General features: G+C 43.7%; 18 protein-coding genes. 11 read left to right on the top strand and 7 right to left on the bottom strand.

Annotated elements, in window-relative coordinates; translation table 11 throughout:
- Positions 1-301 precede the first annotated feature (301 nt).
- The 5 genes from potA (at position 302) to FHS24_RS05915 (ending at position 4,896) form a co-directional block, all read left to right on the top strand.
- Entirely contained in the window at positions 302-1,573 is a 1,272-nt protein-coding gene (gene potA / locus FHS24_RS05935) for a spermidine/putrescine ABC transporter ATP-binding protein PotA (protein ID WP_183619696.1), read from the top strand.
- A complete protein-coding gene (gene potB / locus FHS24_RS05930; RefSeq protein ID WP_183619695.1) occupies positions 1,573-2,451 on the top strand; it encodes a spermidine/putrescine ABC transporter permease PotB in 879 nt (292 codons plus the stop codon). Before potA ends, potB begins: the two co-directional genes overlap by 1 nt.
- Complete coding sequence (gene potC, locus FHS24_RS05925) at positions 2,451-3,266, top strand: spermidine/putrescine ABC transporter permease PotC (RefSeq protein ID WP_406947766.1); 816 nt, start codon at positions 2,451-2,453, stop codon at positions 3,264-3,266. The genes potB and potC overlap by 1 nt, the downstream gene beginning before the upstream one ends.
- An 84-nt stretch (positions 3,267-3,350) precedes the next feature.
- Positions 3,351-4,241: a LysR family transcriptional regulator gene (locus FHS24_RS05920; protein ID WP_183619693.1), complete on the top strand. Its 891-nt coding sequence runs from the start codon at positions 3,351-3,353 to the stop codon at positions 4,239-4,241.
- A gap of 277 nt (positions 4,242-4,518) precedes the next feature.
- Positions 4,519-4,896 (top strand): tetratricopeptide repeat protein, encoded by a 378-nt coding sequence (locus FHS24_RS05915; RefSeq protein ID WP_183619691.1) that lies wholly within the window; start codon positions 4,519-4,521, stop codon positions 4,894-4,896.
- A 131-nt stretch (positions 4,897-5,027) separates the two neighbouring features.
- On the opposite strand, the gene FHS24_RS05910 is transcribed toward FHS24_RS05915, so the two are convergent.
- From FHS24_RS05910 to FHS24_RS05895, 4 genes are all read right to left on the bottom strand, one after another.
- Positions 5,028-5,399 (bottom strand): CrcB family protein, encoded by a 372-nt coding sequence (locus FHS24_RS05910; RefSeq protein WP_183619689.1) that lies wholly within the window; start codon positions 5,397-5,399, stop codon positions 5,028-5,030.
- 58 nt (positions 5,400-5,457) lie between these two features.
- Positions 5,458-6,516, bottom strand: coding sequence for a tRNA (adenosine(37)-N6)-threonylcarbamoyltransferase complex transferase subunit TsaD (tsaD, locus tag FHS24_RS05905; protein ID WP_183619687.1), 1,059 nt, complete (start codon positions 6,514-6,516; stop codon positions 5,458-5,460).
- A gap of 94 nt (positions 6,517-6,610) precedes the next feature.
- A complete protein-coding gene (locus FHS24_RS05900) occupies positions 6,611-7,141 on the bottom strand; it encodes a c-type cytochrome (RefSeq protein ID WP_221185021.1) in 531 nt (176 codons plus the stop codon).
- A gap of 74 nt (positions 7,142-7,215) precedes the next feature.
- A complete protein-coding gene (locus FHS24_RS05895; RefSeq protein ID WP_183619685.1) occupies positions 7,216-7,602 on the bottom strand; it encodes a hypothetical protein in 387 nt (128 codons plus the stop codon).
- 416 nt (positions 7,603-8,018) lie between these two features.
- Here FHS24_RS05895 and rpsU point away from each other — a divergent pair, with 416 nt between their 5' ends.
- Positions 8,019-8,234, top strand: a complete 216-nt coding sequence (rpsU, locus tag FHS24_RS05890; protein ID WP_079690742.1) for a 30S ribosomal protein S21 — start codon at positions 8,019-8,021, stop codon at positions 8,232-8,234.
- A 205-nt stretch (positions 8,235-8,439) separates the two neighbouring features.
- The gene (locus FHS24_RS05885; protein ID WP_183619683.1) at positions 8,440-8,889 is read left to right on the top strand and encodes a GatB/YqeY domain-containing protein; all 450 of its coding nucleotides are present in this window, start codon (positions 8,440-8,442) and stop codon (positions 8,887-8,889) included.
- 64 nt (positions 8,890-8,953) lie between these two features.
- Here FHS24_RS05885 and FHS24_RS05880 read toward each other — a convergent pair whose 3' ends face one another.
- Positions 8,954-10,585: a M48 family metallopeptidase gene (locus tag FHS24_RS05880; RefSeq protein ID WP_227671678.1), complete on the bottom strand. Its 1,632-nt coding sequence runs from the start codon at positions 10,583-10,585 to the stop codon at positions 8,954-8,956.
- Positions 10,586-10,951: 366 nt separating this feature from the next.
- Here FHS24_RS05880 and FHS24_RS05875 point away from each other — a divergent pair, with 366 nt between their 5' ends.
- From FHS24_RS05875 to thiS, 4 genes are all read left to right on the top strand, one after another.
- Positions 10,952-11,449 (top strand): sulfurtransferase TusA family protein, encoded by a 498-nt coding sequence (locus tag FHS24_RS05875; protein ID WP_183619682.1) that lies wholly within the window; start codon positions 10,952-10,954, stop codon positions 11,447-11,449.
- Positions 11,450-11,690: 241 nt separating this feature from the next.
- The gene (gene rpoH / locus FHS24_RS05870) at positions 11,691-12,554 is read left to right on the top strand and encodes an RNA polymerase sigma factor RpoH (RefSeq protein WP_201545792.1); all 864 of its coding nucleotides are present in this window, start codon (positions 11,691-11,693) and stop codon (positions 12,552-12,554) included.
- A 76-nt stretch (positions 12,555-12,630) separates the two neighbouring features.
- Entirely contained in the window at positions 12,631-13,005 is a 375-nt protein-coding gene (locus FHS24_RS05865) for a DUF423 domain-containing protein (protein WP_183619680.1), read from the top strand.
- A gap of 153 nt (positions 13,006-13,158) precedes the next feature.
- Positions 13,159-13,359 carry a sulfur carrier protein ThiS gene (gene thiS / locus FHS24_RS05860; protein ID WP_183619678.1) on the top strand — a complete coding sequence of 67 codons (201 nt, stop codon included), beginning with the start codon at positions 13,159-13,161 and terminating at the stop codon, positions 13,357-13,359.
- A 287-nt stretch (positions 13,360-13,646) separates the two neighbouring features.
- Here thiS and hpf read toward each other — a convergent pair whose 3' ends face one another.
- Complete coding sequence (hpf, locus tag FHS24_RS05855) at positions 13,647-14,015, bottom strand: ribosome hibernation-promoting factor, HPF/YfiA family (RefSeq protein ID WP_183619676.1); 369 nt, start codon at positions 14,013-14,015, stop codon at positions 13,647-13,649.
- 449 nt (positions 14,016-14,464) lie between these two features.
- The gene (gene rpoN, locus FHS24_RS05850) at positions 14,465-16,177 is read right to left on the bottom strand and encodes an RNA polymerase factor sigma-54 (protein ID WP_183619674.1); all 1,713 of its coding nucleotides are present in this window, start codon (positions 16,175-16,177) and stop codon (positions 14,465-14,467) included.
- Positions 16,178-16,484: the final 307 nt, after the last annotated feature.

Here is a 16,484-nt window from a genome sequence, read left to right as displayed (position 1 = left end):
TAAGATAACTTGGGCGAATAAACACAGCTTCTATGCTAAAAAGAACAATCACCGCCAACCAACGGATAACGAACTTGCACTAATTCACCGCAAGGGTTTGTTATAATACGCAGCAAGCAGACCCCATATCTAGCCATCGCTTATCGCCATGCCAAATAACTCGCGATACCAAATGACTCAATAAGCCATTAGCTATCTTAAATAGTCCGTTAGACCAAGAAACCATTATGCTACTGACAGTGCTGACAGTATCTAATATTCATAACGCTACTGAGCGTTTGGTATTTTAGGAATCAACCTTATGACCAAAGCAAATTTACAGACGCAGTCCACACCTGCCTCAACCCATTCTGACAAGGTGCTCCTGCAACTGACTGGTCTACAAAAAATCTATGATCAAACCGAAGTATTAAAGGACATCAACCTTGATATTCAGCATGGTGAGTTTATCACCCTGCTTGGTCCATCAGGCTGTGGTAAAACGACTTTATTGCGACTGATTGCCGGTTTTGAGCAGCCTAATGCTGGAGCGATTTATCTTGATGGCGTTCAGATGGCAGGCTTGTCCGCTGATAAGCGTCCAGTCAATACCGTATTTCAGCAATATGCATTATTTCCGCATATGACAGTGGCACAAAACGTCGCTTACGGGCTTAAATTAAAAAAAGTACCAAAAGATGAGATTCAAATGCGGGTGCGTGAGATGCTAGCGATGGTACAACTTGAGCATTTAGCCAATCGCAAACCACAAGATTTATCTGGCGGTCAGCAGCAGCGCGTGGCGATTGCACGCGCGGTGATTAATCGCCCTAAATTACTCTTGCTCGATGAGCCACTATCAGCGCTCGACCATAAACTGCGTCTGCAAATGCAATCTGAGCTTAAGCGTCTGCAACGCGAGCTTGGCATTACTTTTGTTTTTGTGACACACGATCAAGAAGAAGCGCTATCAATGTCAGACCGCATTGCAGTAATGAAAGACGGCAGATTTCAGCAAATTGGTACACCAATTGAGATTTATGAAACCCCTGCAAATTTATTTACCGCCAAATTCATCGGTGAGACTAATTTATTTAAGGCGGAAGTCAAAGGCGTTTATCCTGAGCAGCCCGATCGTGATGGTCGCGTGACCAATGGACGTATTGAGGTCGAAGTTTGCGAAGCACAAGCGCAAGAGGGTCCGACGACCTTACGTAATTTGCGCCGTCCTGACTTTGCCAATGACGTGCAAGTTGGCGATATCGTCAATTTATTGCTACGTCCGGAAGATTTGCGCATTTATGATCCCAACGATAAAGAGCATGGCGGCTTACTTGGACGGGTAATTGAAAGTAATTATAAAGGCAGTACCTTAGACTCGATTATTGAGCTAACGAACGGTCATATTATTAAAGCCTCGGAATTCTTTGATGAAGATGACCCAAGTTTTGATTATAAGCTTAATGAAGGCGTTAAAGTATCCTGGGTAGATGGCTGGGAATGGGTTTTACCAGAAGAAGAACAAGATGGTACGCTTGATAGCAATATAAGTAATAGCACTAGCAAATTAGCTTCCCAAAAGGATATCAGCTAATGGCACGTACTAATTCAAGCAACAAAAGCCCTTTTCGTACTGCCACGCTGTGGCTAATTTGGGGTTGGCTCCTCATCTTTGCGCTATTGCCAAATATACTGGTCATTGCGGTCAGCTTTTTGACCCGTGATAGCACGGCTTTTATTAGTTTGCCGGTCACTATCGACAGTTACGTGCGTATGATTGACCCGCTTTATTTTGATGTCTTTGTGCATTCATTATGGATGGCAGGCATCACCACGGTCATCTGCTTATTACTTGGCTACCCGTTTGCTTGGTTTGTATCTCGAGTCAGTAAACGCTGGCAGCCTTTATTGATGCTCATGCTGATATTGCCATTTTGGACCAACTCTTTGGTACGAACTTATGCGCTAAAACTATTATTTGCCAGCAACGGTTTGATTAATAAATCTTTATTAGCAATCGGCATCATCGATGCGCCCATTGATATTTTATATACTCAAGGTGCTGTCATCGCTGGTTTAACGTATTTATTATTTCCATTTATGGTGCTGCCACTGTACGCCGTATTTAGTGATTTGCGTAATGATATGCTACTTGCCTCACAGGATTTGGGTGCCTCAAAACCGCAAACCTTTTGGCACGTGGTATTACCTTTGACCACACCGGGGATTATCTCAGGGGTGCTGCTGGTATTATTACCAGCGATGGGGATGTTTTATGTCGCCGATATTTTGGGCGGCTCACGTAACTTACTCGTTGGCAATATTATCAAAAACCAGTTTTTAGATGCACGTGATTGGCCATTTGGTGCTGCAGCCAGTGTGCTCTTGACGCTTGCCATGGCGGTATTATTACTCGCTTATCGCGCCAGTAGCCGCCGTATTGGCAAGACTGATTTTAGTGAGGTGGCCTAATGTCTGATCATTTAATGAGTAGCTCACCCTTAAAAACCAAGCGATCTAGCATCGGCAGTATGGCCGCCAAAGGCTATCTCGGCCTGATTTACACTTTATTATATCTGCCCATCATCGTTTTGGTGGTGATGTCATTTAATAAGTCAAAAATCGGTTATAACTGGGGCGGCTTTAGTTTAAAGTGGTACGAGTCGTTATTTAATAACCAAGCAATGCTTGATGCTTTTTGGCATTCTATTGTCTTGGGCTTGGTTGCCGCCACGGTTTCCACCGTTATCGGTACCTTGACTGCACTTGCGCTACATCGCTATGACTTTCGCGGTAAAGGGCTGCTAAACGGGCTGCTATTTGTGCTGATGATGTCGCCTGAGATTGTCCTAGCGATATCGCTATTGGCATTGTTTTTGTTAATTGGACTGCAACTCGGTTTTGTATCGCTACTACTAGCACACATTACTTTTTGCCTACCGTTTGTGGTCATTACTGTCTTTGCGCGCTTAAGTAGTTTGGATGAGCGCTTGATGGAAGCAGCACGAGATTTGGGTGCGAGCGAATCTATGATGGTGCGTACAGTCTTGATTCCAGTGATTTTCCCAGCGGTGATGGCAGGCTGGTTGCTGGCCTTTACTTTATCGCTCGATGACGTGGTGGTATCGACCTTCGTCACTGGTCCTAGCTATGAGATTTTACCGTTACGTATCTATTCTATGGTGCGTGTAGGACTTAAACCTGAGGTCAATGCGATTGGGACAATTTTACTGGTCGCCTCATTAATTTTGGTGGTTATCTCGCAATTGCTACTACGTAGGCGTTGATAGTAATTTGATACAACACGTGTGATTCTTATTTTATATCTGCTATAAACTCTTTGTTTTTAACTTCAGTGGTTAGGTTATTTTATGCTAGAGCTTCGTCATCTTAATACGCTAACTGCGCTGCGAGCCCATGGCTCATTGGCCGCTGCTGCCGATGAGCTGCATGTCACTGCCTCTGCAGTCTCCCATCAGTTAAAAGAGTTAGAAAATTACTACGATATCAGTTTGGTCAATCGTCGCACGCGTCCGCTGACCTTTACCCCAGCAGGCAAAACGGTGTTGGCACTGGCAGACAGTATCATGCCGCAAGTCACACGCACCAAGTCAAACTTGAAACGCTTAGCCCATGGTCAAGCGGGCAGATTGCGCTTGGCGTCTGAATGTCATAGCTGCTTTGATTGGCTGATGCCGATACTTAATCAATATCGCCGTGAATGGTCAGATGTTGAGCTGGATTTTGCCACTGGTTTTGAGCCTGAGCCACATCATTTATTAATGGAAAGCGATATCGATTTATTGATTACCACCAGTAATTTACCGATAGAAGGTATCAGCTATCAGCCATTATTTGAGTATGAGAGCCGTTTGGTGCTATCACCTACCCATGATTTGGCTGAGCAGACATTTATACGCGCCCAAGACTTAGTTACTGAAACCTTGATTGCCTATCCAGTGGAGGCTAAGCGTCTCGATATCATTGCCAACTTTATGACGCCAGAGCAGGTCAGCTTTAAAGGCATTCGTACCACCGAGCTTACCGCTATGTTGATTCAATTGGTTGCGAGCGAACGCGGGGTGGCGGCCTTACCCGATTGGGTCGTCGCTGAATATGAGAGAAAAGGCTGGGTGGTTTCGCGCCCGTTAGGGACTGGGGTCTACTGTCAGCTCTATGCGGCAACGCGTACCTCAAGCCAAGATATTGCCTATATGCAAGGGTTTGCGAGTTTATTGGAAGGGATTGTGAAGCCGTTGTAGCTTCATTACCAATTAGTTTTTTATAATTATGAAATATTAGCCACTTTTTCATATCATAAAGACTATTATGGTAAATGATGGTTCCCTAGTGGGGACCTGAAGGTTTGGCTGTAGGCTAAGACTATCAAATGGTTTTGGTTGTTTACTTTATTGATAATATACTTAACAGATAATTTTTAATTACTGAGACAAACCTATGGTTTTTCCTACAATCAAGTTAACAGCCACTTTTTGCGTTGTCTTCTTATCGCCTATGCTACTTATAGGCTGTCATAAAATGCATAGCACAACGAGTTCACAAATTTCTCAGGTGCAACCGCTAATCGAAGAAAGTGGTGAGATTATAAAACTAAAAAGATTTGCTGAAAAAGGCAATGCTGAGGCACAGTATAAACTTGGCTTGATGTATGACATGGGTAAAGACGTAGATCAGGACTATGGCAAAGCGTTTGAATGGTATGAAAAATCTGCTAACCAAGGACTCGCAAGTTCACAAAGTAAACTGGGTTCAATGTATCGATATGGCAAAGGAGTAGAGGTAAATCATGCCAAAGCGAGTGAATGGTACTGGAAAGCCTATGAACAAGGAAATGAAGAAGCTCATTATCAGCTTGGCACGATATATATCTCAAACAAAGACAAACTTAGCCATTAAAAAAACCATTCTTGTGTCACATGAGTCGATTTTCACTGGGGTATACCCTACAGGAACTAACTAAACAGACTTCTTAAACTATTCATAGACCACCCAAAATAGACTGTTAATTAAATGATATTTATTAAAGCTCAAAGCACCAACTTAAAGAAATAAAATCCAAGCGCCGTTGCCAGCAATGTCAATCCCACATGCAAGCCCACCAAGCCCAAAGCTGCCAGTAACCGCCCTTGATGGATAAAGGTAAATACTTCAGCGCTAAAGGTACTAAAAGTCGTCAAACCGCCCAAAAAGCCGGTAATCACAAACAGTCTAATATTGGGTGATAAGCCGCTACCCATACGCTCAAACCATACCAATGCTAGCCCTATCAATAGTCCACCTAATACATTGGCGCCAAGCGTCCCAAGGGGTATCCAGTGGTGCAGCGGATTAAAACGCGCCAACCAACCTCGCAGGCAAGCGCCAAAAGCCGCCCCTAATCCAATCGCTAGCCACTGCATAAATCATCCTTGAGTGATATAAATATGAATAAGTTGGGTATGAGCTACCTGACGGCAATCACACAGCGGGCAACTCTGTCATCGGCCAACGTGGTACACAGCTGACAGCCAAGTCATCCGCCTGCCCTGCTTGCAGTCGCTCATAACCGGCATAAGCAATCATCGCACCATTATCCGTACATAATGCAGGCGGCGCATAATGTACAGTAGCATTGATTTTAGCAAGCTCAGTTTCTAAAGTCTCACGCAAATGACTATTGGCACTGACACCGCCCGCTATTACCAGTCGGCTCATCTCGACTTGTTTAAGTGCTTTGACGCATTTTCTTACTAAGGTATCAACGACAGCATGCTGGAAACTGGCGGCAATGTCCGCGCGAACTTGCGGATCGCTCTCAGCACTATTTCCCGAACCCCCTGAGCATGGCGTGTCCTTGATAAGATTGTGCACAGCCGTTTTCATACCGCTGAAAGAAAAATCCAAACCACGATGCAGCATTGGACGCGGTAAATCATAAGCATTTTTATCGCCTGTTTCCGCCAATTTAGCAATATTCGGGCCACCGGGATATGGGAGACCGAGCATTTTGGCGGCTTTATCGAAACATTCGCCAGCCGCATCATCGATCGACTCGCCGAGGATTTCATATTGCCCGATACCATGGGCGGCAATCAGCAAAGTATGACCACCAGAAACCAGCAACGATACAAATGGAAAAGCTGGAGGATTCGCTCCCATCAAAGGCGCTAACAAATGCCCTTCCATATGATGAACGCCAATCGCTGGAATATCTAAACCATAAGCTAGGCTGCGACCAAATAATGCGCCCGTCATCAGCGCACCGATAAGCCCAGGACCTTTGGTATAAGCAATCGCATCAATCTCATCTTTAGTGATATTGCACTGCTCTAGTAATTCGTTAAATAAAGGCACCAGCTTACGAATATGGTCGCGACTGGCAAGCTCGGGCACCACACCGCCATAAAGGGCGTGCAGCTCTATTTGTGAATACAGTACCTGCCCTAGCAGACCTTTATTGTCGCTAGTTATCTGCTCGCTATCAAAAATCGCCAGACCAGTCTCATCGCAAGAGGTCTCTAAACCCAATACTTTCATTTATGTGCCTTTATATTTGCCTTGTAGCATTAATAAAAAACCGCCACTGTGAGCTTACAATGGCGGTCAGTCGAGCAAATTTCAACAAGCAGAATTAACTGGCTGCAGCGACCATATAATCAACTGCGGCATGGACTTGCGCTTCACTTACTTCAGCATTTGCCTGCGCCGGCATTTTATTAAAGCCTTTGGCAGAATGCATACGTAGCGTATCTATGTCTTTAGCAAGGTGCGGAGCCCAATCTTCTTTATTACCAAATTTCGGCGCTTCTAACAAACCGCTTTCGTGGCAAACTTTACACTGCTTTTCATACAGCTTTGCACCAGCATCAGCGGCTAATACTTCTGCCTCAGCAGCAGCTGCAGGCTCGGCCTCGGCTACTTCAGTTGCTTCTGCTTCAACTGTAGGTTCAGTGGTTACCGCCTCAGCTGCCACTTCAGTTTCTGCAACTGGCGCTTCAGGCTCTACAACCACGGTCTCTGTTTCATTGACAGCAGCTGCTGGCTCTTCAGTCGCCGTATTATCGCCGCCACTACAGGCACTGAGTGTTAATAACGCACTAAGACTCAGGCCAGATAGCACCAATTTCACAACTGATTTTTTCTTCATGGTATTTTGTTTCATGGTTATTCCCTCGTCTATAGCTTGTTAATAAAATAGCTTGCTATTAGCCGTCGCTATTTTAATTTCAAAAAAGATTAATTCGCTACTGGTGTCGCATCTGTAGTTGCTGCATCCGTAGCTGGCGCCTCTGCACTTTCAGTCTCAGTATCAGCCACTTCGGCATCCGCGCTTGCAGTTGCTTCTACTGTATCAGCAGCGCCTTCTTCTGTGGTAGTTGTAGTGGCTTCAGTACTTGCCGCTGCGTCTGCTTCAGCCGCTGGCATTGGCGCTGTTTCTGGGAAATTCAGCTCTTCTGCTTCAGGTGCGTTTTTACGCGCAAGCTCTGCCGCTTCATCGACGCGGTCTTTTGCTAAGACTTCGTGCGACTCGCCTTCTTTATCCCCACTGCAAGCACTGATACCAAAGCCAAGGGCGACGATAAATGCTGTGCTTAGCGCCGTGTTTAGTACTGATTTCTTCATTGCAACATCCTTAATAAAGTGCACATAAAACGATTGATATTATGCAAATTATCATAGCATAAACTCTGCCTAAACCGTTATAGACAGTAGGGTTTTTTATTTCTGCTTATACTATGCAATAAATTTATCCATTCATACACTTTTAAAGACCACTATATTAAAGGCAAGCAAACCATGAATCTAAATGACTTACGACCGTTATTGTTGATAATAGTGTGCAACTTAATGATAATTATGGGTTAATAGGCAAAAGCCTTTGACTTTACTGCCATTTTTAATTATAATAAGCGCCCTTGTGCTATTGCGCAAGACTATCCTAGTTTGAGCTGATGCCGATAATCTTGAGATATTACGGCTAAATACTAATACACAGCCAAACTAATGCCCTTATATCTCATCCTAATCAAGGAGCTTTCATGCCTGCAGTTAAGGTCAAAGAAAACGAACCAGTTGACATCGCTATCCGTCGTTTCAAACGTGCTTGTGAAAAAGCCGGTGTTCTATCAGACGTACGTAAGCGTGAATTTTATGAAAAACCAACGCAAGTACGCAAGCGCAAAGCAGCCGCTGCCGTAAAGCGTTATAAAAAGAAATTACAACGCGAAACTATTCGTACCACTCGTATGTACTAATCACTAATACGATTAGCTAAATACCAGCGCTACACTAACGCCACTGTTATCGATGAATAACAGTGGCGTTTTTTATGCTACAATTTTTGTTATTTATGCTGATAAATGCTCAGCATATTTTTATTTAACACTGTCTACCCAATTATCTTACCAACAGCTATTTTATTAAAAATTATTTTATCCATACTTATAAGGAATAATAACAATGAGCGAACTTAAACAGACCCTGTCTGACAGCATCAAAACTTCCATGAAAGCGCGCGAGATTGAGCGTGTTAAAGTATTGCGCAACGTTCAATCCGTGGTCAAACAAATTGAGATTGACCGCCAGACCGAGCTTGATGATGCACAAGTATTGGAAGTGCTACAAAAACAGCTCAAGCAGCGTCATGAGTCACTAAATATCTTTACAGAAAATGGCCGTGATGATTTGGCGACTAAAGAGCAGTTTGAAATTGATATCATCAACGAGTTTATGCCAAAACAAATGGATGATGCTGAGCTTGCCGCCTTGGTTAATGCTGAAATTGCTGAGCAAGGCGCCACTTCAATGCGCGATATGGGCAGCGTGATGGGCGTATTAAAAAATAAAACCGCTGGCCGTGCTGACCCTGCACTAATCTCTAAACTGGTGAAAGATGCGCTGCAGGGTTAATCAAAGTTAAGAAAAGCGATATATTCTTACTCTACGTATCGACCCAAGCGATAAAAACAACCGCCTAAGGCTTAAAGTCTTTGGCGGTTTTTACGGCTTTGATTTCGGCATTGATATTGGCAAGTAACGGTCGAGCACTACTCGCTTGAGCCGTCTTTTGCATTTGCTCAGTCAATTGCTTGGCTTGTGTCAACGAGGTCAGCGCGCGGTCATAGCGGCCACTCCAGAGCTGGTCATGACTGCGATAACGCAGCGCATTAATGGTGGCGATTTTCGCAAGCGGCGCCGAATCGGTGGTTTTGGCAATTTTCTCATTGGCCAACTGCAAGCTTTGCCATGCATAACGATCGCTTGGCTGCTGCTCAGTCAATGGCTTAAGCAATGCTTGCGCTTTGGTTGGCTGATTGCTATTGGTCAGTGCTTCAGCCAAATAAAGACGCAGGTCACGGCGTTCAGGATATAGGCGTTGCTGACTCTCTAACAGTTCAGCGGCTTGTTGCCATTTATTCTGCTCAGTGAGGATTTGGCTTTGAGTAATAGACAATAAAGGCTCTAATACTTGGCGCTGCGGCGCGGGCAATGCTGACAGCTCAGTATATAGCTCGTTAGCTTCTTTAAAACGCTGTTGCTCGCCATACCAATACATCAGCGCCAATTTTGCGCCAACGCTATTTTTAGCAGCGGTCGTCAATGCGGTTTCAGAGACATGCTTACCGGTACTTTGCACACGCCAATACAGCACATCAAACAACGCTTGATGGCGCTGCTGCTTGGATAAAGGCAACAAATCATAACGTTGAGCGCGACTTTGCGACTCACTTAACCGCTCATTACTCAAAGGATGCGAGCGTACAAAACTGGGTAAGAATTGATTGGCAGTTTGGTTCAATTGGCTTTGTTGATTCATCGTGGCAAAAAAGCGTGGCATAGCGCGTGGATCATAACCAGCTTGGTTCATGATTTGCATACCAACGCGGTCAGCTTCACGCTCATTGTTACGGCTAAAGGCCATGCTGCTGTTCATCGTAGCTGTTTGGCTGCCCATCATGACTGCTGCTGCTGCATCACCATCGACGGCTGACGCTGCAATCGCCGCAAGCATACCGCCTATCTGCATCAGCAAGGCTTTTTTGCGCTCATCCGCCCCGCTCTCATAATGGTTTTGGCTAATATGTGCTACTTCATGCGCGATGACGCTGGCAAGCTCATCCATACTGCTTGCAGCCAGTATCGTACCTGTATTCAACCCAATAACTCCGCCTGGCGCTGCAAAAGCATTGATACTAGGGTTATCAATAATAACCAAGCCGAGTGGCGCTTGTTGTCGAGCTTGAGCATTTAGCCGCCATGTGATGTCCTTAACTGTTTCGTGTATCCAAGGATCATGCTCCATCTTAGTACGACCATTGATGTTTCTTAATGACCATTCGCCAAGCAATTTGTTTTGATATTGTTCAGCGAAGCTTAATCCTTGTCCACGCAAACTGGGCAAATCTAACTCGTCTACATTGGTAGACTGCCACGAATCGTAAGCAAATGGCGCAGCTTGCGTGCTGATGCTGTTGGCCGTGGTTGCCAGCGCCAATAAGGTAGCAGACATACCTAACTTTAGCGCAAATGCGCCTTCTGCTAATGTCTTTACTGGTTTCTCAAGCAGCGATTTTTTAATCAGCGATGGTCTATGAGAATAATACAAGTGCGTATCCTATACGAGTAATCATAACGTATTTTCGACTATACGAGCTTGTTTATCTAAGGTCAATTGTCGTCTGCTTCTGACTACCAATCACGCTGCCGTGCGTCACGATTGTGCAACATAGTTATGTAAATCTAGACGGTATAAATTTATAGTCCGAATTTAAAGAATGAGTCTAAGTTACAAGCATAAATCTCTTGCTTAATCCTTATAAGGTGTTCTGATTAGCCAAACGTTATGATGACTATATTCAACTGCAATTACATAGTGGCGATTTGCTATAATGGTGGGCAATGATAAAGGCTTCTGAGCAATACTATACCAAGCCAAGCACTCTCAAACACTGATACTTTAAAGGTTTATTTTATGTCTGCTAATAACCAATCCATCATTGTAAGAGGCTCGCATGCCATGCATTTGTCAGAAACTGTATTAGATACCTTGCCTGAAGCAAAACAGCAACCGATAAGACAACTGTTGAAATTATTGCCCGCAGACACTTTTAGTTCAACCGATAACTGTAAAACAAGTGCTAGCGCAGAGCTGACGCACGAGACGATTATTATTAAAGATATGGTAGACGGGCGCGGTCTTGCCTGTCCAATGCCTCTATTAAAAACCAAAGTAGCGCTGCGTCATGTAGCCGCAGGTGAGTCGCTATATGTAGTGGCAACCGACCCAAACTCACAAGCCGATATCACTGCGTTTTGTGAGCAGAACCAGAAAACGGATACCGTAAACCCATTATTACTGGTTGTTAATCAGGCAACAGCAGCAAGTAGCGAAGAAGCTACAGCGACACAATCCAAATATTCTGTTGATACAATATATCACTTCATCATTACCAAAACTGATAGCAACTAAGCGGCGCTATCCTTTACAATTACAACTATAAAGATTTTTATCTGACTCATTGCTTATCTATTTAACCAAGGTCAAAAATATGGCTAATACCTCTACTAACGCTGCAAATTCCCGTAAAAAAGACAGCGCAGCGCCTGAAAAAAACGAAGCACGTGATGCGGCGCTGAAAGCTGCAGCTGCGCGTCCGCCTTATGACGCCAGCGCGCTTGGCGATACCAGCACTCGCGATTTGGTCCCTGCAATGCCAACGCATTTATCTGCGCCTGGGGTAAATTTGGGTGCTTATATTAATACCGTGCACCAAATACCAATTTTGACACCGACCCAAGAGCAAGAGCTTGCACATCGCTATTATGATGAAGGCGATGTCGAAGCGGCGCGCCTGCTTGTTATGTCGCATCTGCGTTTTGTTATTCATATTGCGCGTAGCTACTCAGGCTATGGTCTGCCGCAAGCCGATTTAATCCAAGAAGGCAATTTAGGCTTAATGAAAGCGGTTAAACGCTTTGACCCTAATAAAGGCGTACGTTTAGTATCGTTTGCCGTGCATTGGATTAAAGCGGAAATTCACGAATTTGTCATTCGTAACTGGCGTATTGTCAAAGTTGCCACTACCAAAGCGCACCGTAAATTGTTCTTTAACTTACGTAGTCTTAAAAAGACCAACAACCAGCTAACTCTTGAAGAAGCTGATGCTATTGCCAATGACTTAAATGTGACACGCAAGCAAGTGCTTGAAATGGAGTCGCGTCTGACATCGTATGATGCGTCATTTGAAGCGCAGTCAAGCGATGATGACGATGGACGCTATGCGCCACAGCTGTTCTTAGAGGACGGTATCGATCCAGCTGAAATGGTTGAAGAATCTGACTGGGAAGAAAACAATTCATCTGCCTTACTCGCGGCGATGGATACCTTAGATGATCGTTCACGCGATATCGTTGAGCAGCGCTGGCTCTCTGAGCAAAAATCAACCTTGCATGAGCTAGCAGCGGTCTACTCTATCTCGGCAGAACGTGTGCGCCAAATCGAGAAAAACGCTATGGATAAAATCCGTGAGGCCATGACCATTGACAGCGTGATATTACCTGATGATATTCAGTAAGCCATTTGTCAGATAAAGTTTCTTATTAGATCAAAAGAACCATTATTAAAGCCCTATTTTTAACACGAGTTTTACCATGCTAAATTGGATAAGTATTGCGGCGATTAATATGGCTATGGCCGTGGCTTTGGGCGCCTTTGGTGCTCATGGTCTTAAAGCTATCGTCAGTCCCCAGCAGCTTGAATGGTGGCAAACAGCAACCTTATACTGGTTTATACATGGCCTTGGATTATTACTGGTGGGAATCCTTGTTCGGTTGAATTATGCGACTCAAACCACGGCTTGGCTGTTGCAGGTCGGCGCGCTTATCTTTGCTGGTAGTTTATATGCGATGACGCTTGGTGCGCCGCGCTGGTTTGGGGCGATTACTCCTATTGGCGGTGTATTGATGATTGCAGGTTGGTTATGGCTTGCAGTAACGACGTCTCGTTTAAATCACGCCGGTATTTAATAGCTACTTTGGTTTAAATAATCAAAATGCTCAATCATTCATTTCAAATGAATGACACAGCTAGCCGTCATCTATAAAACTTTAGTTACAGATAAATAGACATTAAAGATAAATTGATAAAAAGGAATCTCAAGTCATTAGGGAGCACATACTATGAGTAATATTAATGTAAACGGTAAAAAACTGCAGACCACCCATCAAACGGTACAATTGGTCGTCAACGAGTTGGGGCTTAGTAGTGGACGCTATGCCGTTGAAGTTGATGGCGAGCTGATACCAAAAAGCGAGCTTGATAAACTGCGTATCGTTGAAGGTATGAATATCGAAGTTGTACAAGCGGTTGGCGGCGGCTAGGATTTATAAACCATACCGTTTAAAGAAGACAATAAAATAAAGAAGACAATAAAAAAGACCTCAACGACGATGCGTTAGAGGTCTTTTTTTTGCTTAGCTTTTCATGTCATTTCAGTCACTAAAGCGTCTTGTCATTTATCATCAACAATCCTGCTATTTATACTATTTATTTATTAGCTAAGATTTATCAATGGTAGTGATAGTAAAGCTTATGTGATAGAAAATTTAACCTGATATGCAAGCTAAACATTGCTATTAAACCGTGTGGCACTTAAACCATGCAGCAATCAAACCGCAGGCGCTACCTCTACATCGGTTAAATCTTCATAGCGTCCATCACGCCCTGCACCTTGTGTCTTTTTACTCTCCATTTTTGTTTTATACTTGCGCACTTGTCTATCAAGTTTGTCTGCCATCTCATTTATGGCTTTATACATATCATCATCAAGTGCTTGGACAAACATCTCTTTACCCGAGACTCGCATGATAGCTTCAGCCTTATGGCTCTTTTTAGCCCCACTGTTATCTAGCGATAAAATAACTTGAATACTCTGAATCTGATCAAAGTGACGCTCTACTTTTTCAAGTTTTTCGCGGACTGCTTTTTCCATGGCATCGGTAATACTGATATGGTGACCACTGATAGAAACATTCATATTATTGTCCTTTTATTATTGCTTATATTGCTACTTATAATCAACAGATGAGCCAGCACTTATGCTTTTATCACCCTGCCTTACCAATAACTAACCTAGTATCTTTTATATTTAATAAGCATATTTAATATGATTTAGCACTTAGCTTTTTTAATCAATAGCGTCTTTATTCCTCTACTCCTTTAGTCAAATATAAACGCATTTTTATCATATTTCAGATTGATAATTTATACAAATAAGCCAAATCGATACTTGGTTCTCGTTATTGGTATGACTCTAATTTGTCATGAAAAGCGAATAGTAGCAAGACATTAAAATGTAACCAAATGTAATAAAAACTGATGTTTCCTGCATGTTTCTATATAATCAAAAAATTTTATTTTTTATATTTACACTGAAGTATACTGATGACAGCAGCAATGTGCTTATAAGCCATTGAATCGCAACATTTAATACTTTTGTTTGCGCTGGGTAGACGAGCCAATATTCATGGCTTCACGGTATTTGGCCACCGTTCGTCTGGCAATATCGATACCTTCTGCCAATAAAAAATCTTTTATGCGACTGTCAGATAAGGGCTTTTTGGGGTCTTCATCAACGATGAGCTGTTTAATCATGGCGCTGATGGCGGTTGAGGAGATATCACCGTCGCTACTACTGACGTGAGATGAGAAGAAGTGCTTGAGGGAAAACAATCCTTGTGGGGTCAAGATGCTCTTGCTAGTGGTCAGGCGTGAAACGGTAGATTCGTGTAAATCCACCTCTTCGGCAATGGCTTTTAGGATAAGGGGTTGCATGGCAGTTGCGCCATATTGCAAAAACTCTTGTTGATGGCGCACGATACTGGTCGCTACTTTTAACAGATTTTGATTACGCTCTTCTATACTACGAATAAACAAGCGCGCGTCAGTGAGGTTTTCACGCAGATACTGATTGTCAGGGCTGTCATCGCCGCGTTTGACTAAACTGGCATATTCTTGATTGACCCGCAGCTTGGGCAAGGTTTCAGGATTAAGGCGCACCTGCCAGCCATCTACTTGGGCAGTAATATCACCTCTATTGCTATTATCGGTATTGTGGCGGCGAAGAGGCGTAACCAATACATCAGGAATATCATAGCTTGCTGATGGCTGCATATAATCAGGCTGGCGGCTTTGAAATAATAAACCGGGTGATGGGTTTAAAGTACGTAGCAGGTTAAGCGCAGGGGTAATCTGTTCAGGCGCGAGTCCTGTCAGCTCAGTCAAGGCTTTGATATTATTACTGACCAGATGTTCACTTGCTGAGAGAAGTGCTTGTGCTTCTTTAAGGTACCTTTTATTCGTATCAAGCTTGGACAATTGCAGCGCTAAGCACTCATTGAGATTGCGCGCGCCAACGCCAAGCGGGTCACAAGATTGGATGATATGCAGTACCGCCATGATCTCATCATGCTCAACGCGCTCATCCCATTGATAAAAGCTTGCCATGGTATCAAAGCTCTGTAACAACTCATCGATATCAAGGCGCACAAAGCCCATATCATCCATAGAGTCCATTAAGTATTCAGCAATGAGCGTATCTGTCTCGGAGAGATGTTTGAAATTCAGCTGCCAGCGCACATGGTCTTGAATCGTCGCGCTGGTGCTGCCCTGATAGCTATCAAAGTCTTCATCGCTTCCGTGACCTGAATGATTTGACAGACTGCCAGCGCTTGTCGCAGCAGACGCATAGTTACTGCTTTCAAAACCACTATAGTCTTCGCCATCCAGCGCATAGTTGTCTATCGCTTCATCATCAAAACTGGCCTGCTGTAACTTATCTAAGCTATCGCTAATGTGGTCATCACTGCTATTTTTATCACTGCTATTGTCAGCATAATCATAACCATCATCCGAGGCGCTAGTAGCAGAGCCAGTAAGTCCATCAACGCTTGCGTGTTGATTCCAACTATCTAGCGTTAATGGCTCGCCAAGCTCATTGACTGTCTCATCGTTACTACTGTCGTACTCATCATCGTCTTCTTCGATACGTTCAAGCAATGGATTGCTATCGAGCTTCGCCTGTACCTCCTGCGCGAGCTCAAGACTAGAGAGCTGCAACAATTTAATAGCTTGCTGCATTTGCGGGGTCAGTTTTTGTGAAGTACTCAGCGTGGTCGCCAATCCGAACGACATACTCATGGGTGACTTATTACACTCCGATCAGGGTAAGATTCTATATGTTATGCTGGTTAAAGCCTGCGATTATTAATGCTTATACGGACTAAAAGGGGCTTTAAGCGGTCAGGTCATGACGATAGCATTTTTTGCTACAATGTTGCTATGATAATTTATACCCTGTCCAGATAAGCTATTTTTTAACTCTTGCTCAAATTATAAAAACATCAATAGCTTTGCAGAGATACTAAGCGCTTAATAATGTAAGACCAACGCAAAACTTATGCATAAGAGTCTTGAATAACAATAGAATAAAAGAGCAGATAAAAGG

The sequence above is a fragment of the Psychrobacter luti genome (assembly GCF_014192115.1).
GTDB lineage: Bacteria > Pseudomonadota > Gammaproteobacteria > Pseudomonadales > Moraxellaceae > Psychrobacter > Psychrobacter luti.
This window is presented reverse-complemented; position numbering and strand designations above follow the sequence as displayed.

Coding starts and splice junctions, on each gene's coding strand:
- potA (WP_183619696.1), top strand. CDS start 302: ATGACCAAAGCAAATTTACAGACGCAGTCCACACCTGCCTCAACCCAT.
- potB (WP_183619695.1), top strand. CDS start 1,573: ATGGCACGTACTAATTCAAGCAACAAAAGCCCTTTTCGTACTGCCACG.
- potC (WP_406947766.1), top strand. CDS start 2,451: ATGTCTGATCATTTAATGAGTAGCTCACCCTTAAAAACCAAGCGATCT.
- FHS24_RS05920 (WP_183619693.1), top strand. CDS start 3,351: ATGCTAGAGCTTCGTCATCTTAATACGCTAACTGCGCTGCGAGCCCAT.
- FHS24_RS05915 (WP_183619691.1), top strand. CDS start 4,519: ATGCATAGCACAACGAGTTCACAAATTTCTCAGGTGCAACCGCTAATC.
- FHS24_RS05910 (WP_183619689.1), bottom strand. CDS start 5,399: ATGCAGTGGCTAGCGATTGGATTAGGGGCGGCTTTTGGCGCTTGCCTG.
- tsaD (WP_183619687.1), bottom strand. CDS start 6,516: ATGAAAGTATTGGGTTTAGAGACCTCTTGCGATGAGACTGGTCTGGCG.
- FHS24_RS05900 (WP_221185021.1), bottom strand. CDS start 7,141: ATGAAACAAAATACCATGAAGAAAAAATCAGTTGTGAAATTGGTGCTA.
- FHS24_RS05895 (WP_183619685.1), bottom strand. CDS start 7,602: ATGAAGAAATCAGTACTAAACACGGCGCTAAGCACAGCATTTATCGTC.
- rpsU (WP_079690742.1), top strand. CDS start 8,019: ATGCCTGCAGTTAAGGTCAAAGAAAACGAACCAGTTGACATCGCTATC.
- FHS24_RS05885 (WP_183619683.1), top strand. CDS start 8,440: ATGAGCGAACTTAAACAGACCCTGTCTGACAGCATCAAAACTTCCATG.
- FHS24_RS05875 (WP_183619682.1), top strand. CDS start 10,952: ATGTCTGCTAATAACCAATCCATCATTGTAAGAGGCTCGCATGCCATG.
- rpoH (WP_201545792.1), top strand. CDS start 11,691: ATGCCAACGCATTTATCTGCGCCTGGGGTAAATTTGGGTGCTTATATT.
- FHS24_RS05865 (WP_183619680.1), top strand. CDS start 12,631: ATGCTAAATTGGATAAGTATTGCGGCGATTAATATGGCTATGGCCGTG.
- thiS (WP_183619678.1), top strand. CDS start 13,159: ATGAGTAATATTAATGTAAACGGTAAAAAACTGCAGACCACCCATCAA.
- hpf (WP_183619676.1), bottom strand. CDS start 14,015: ATGAATGTTTCTATCAGTGGTCACCATATCAGTATTACCGATGCCATG.
- rpoN (WP_183619674.1), bottom strand. CDS start 16,177: ATGAGTATGTCGTTCGGATTGGCGACCACGCTGAGTACTTCACAAAAA.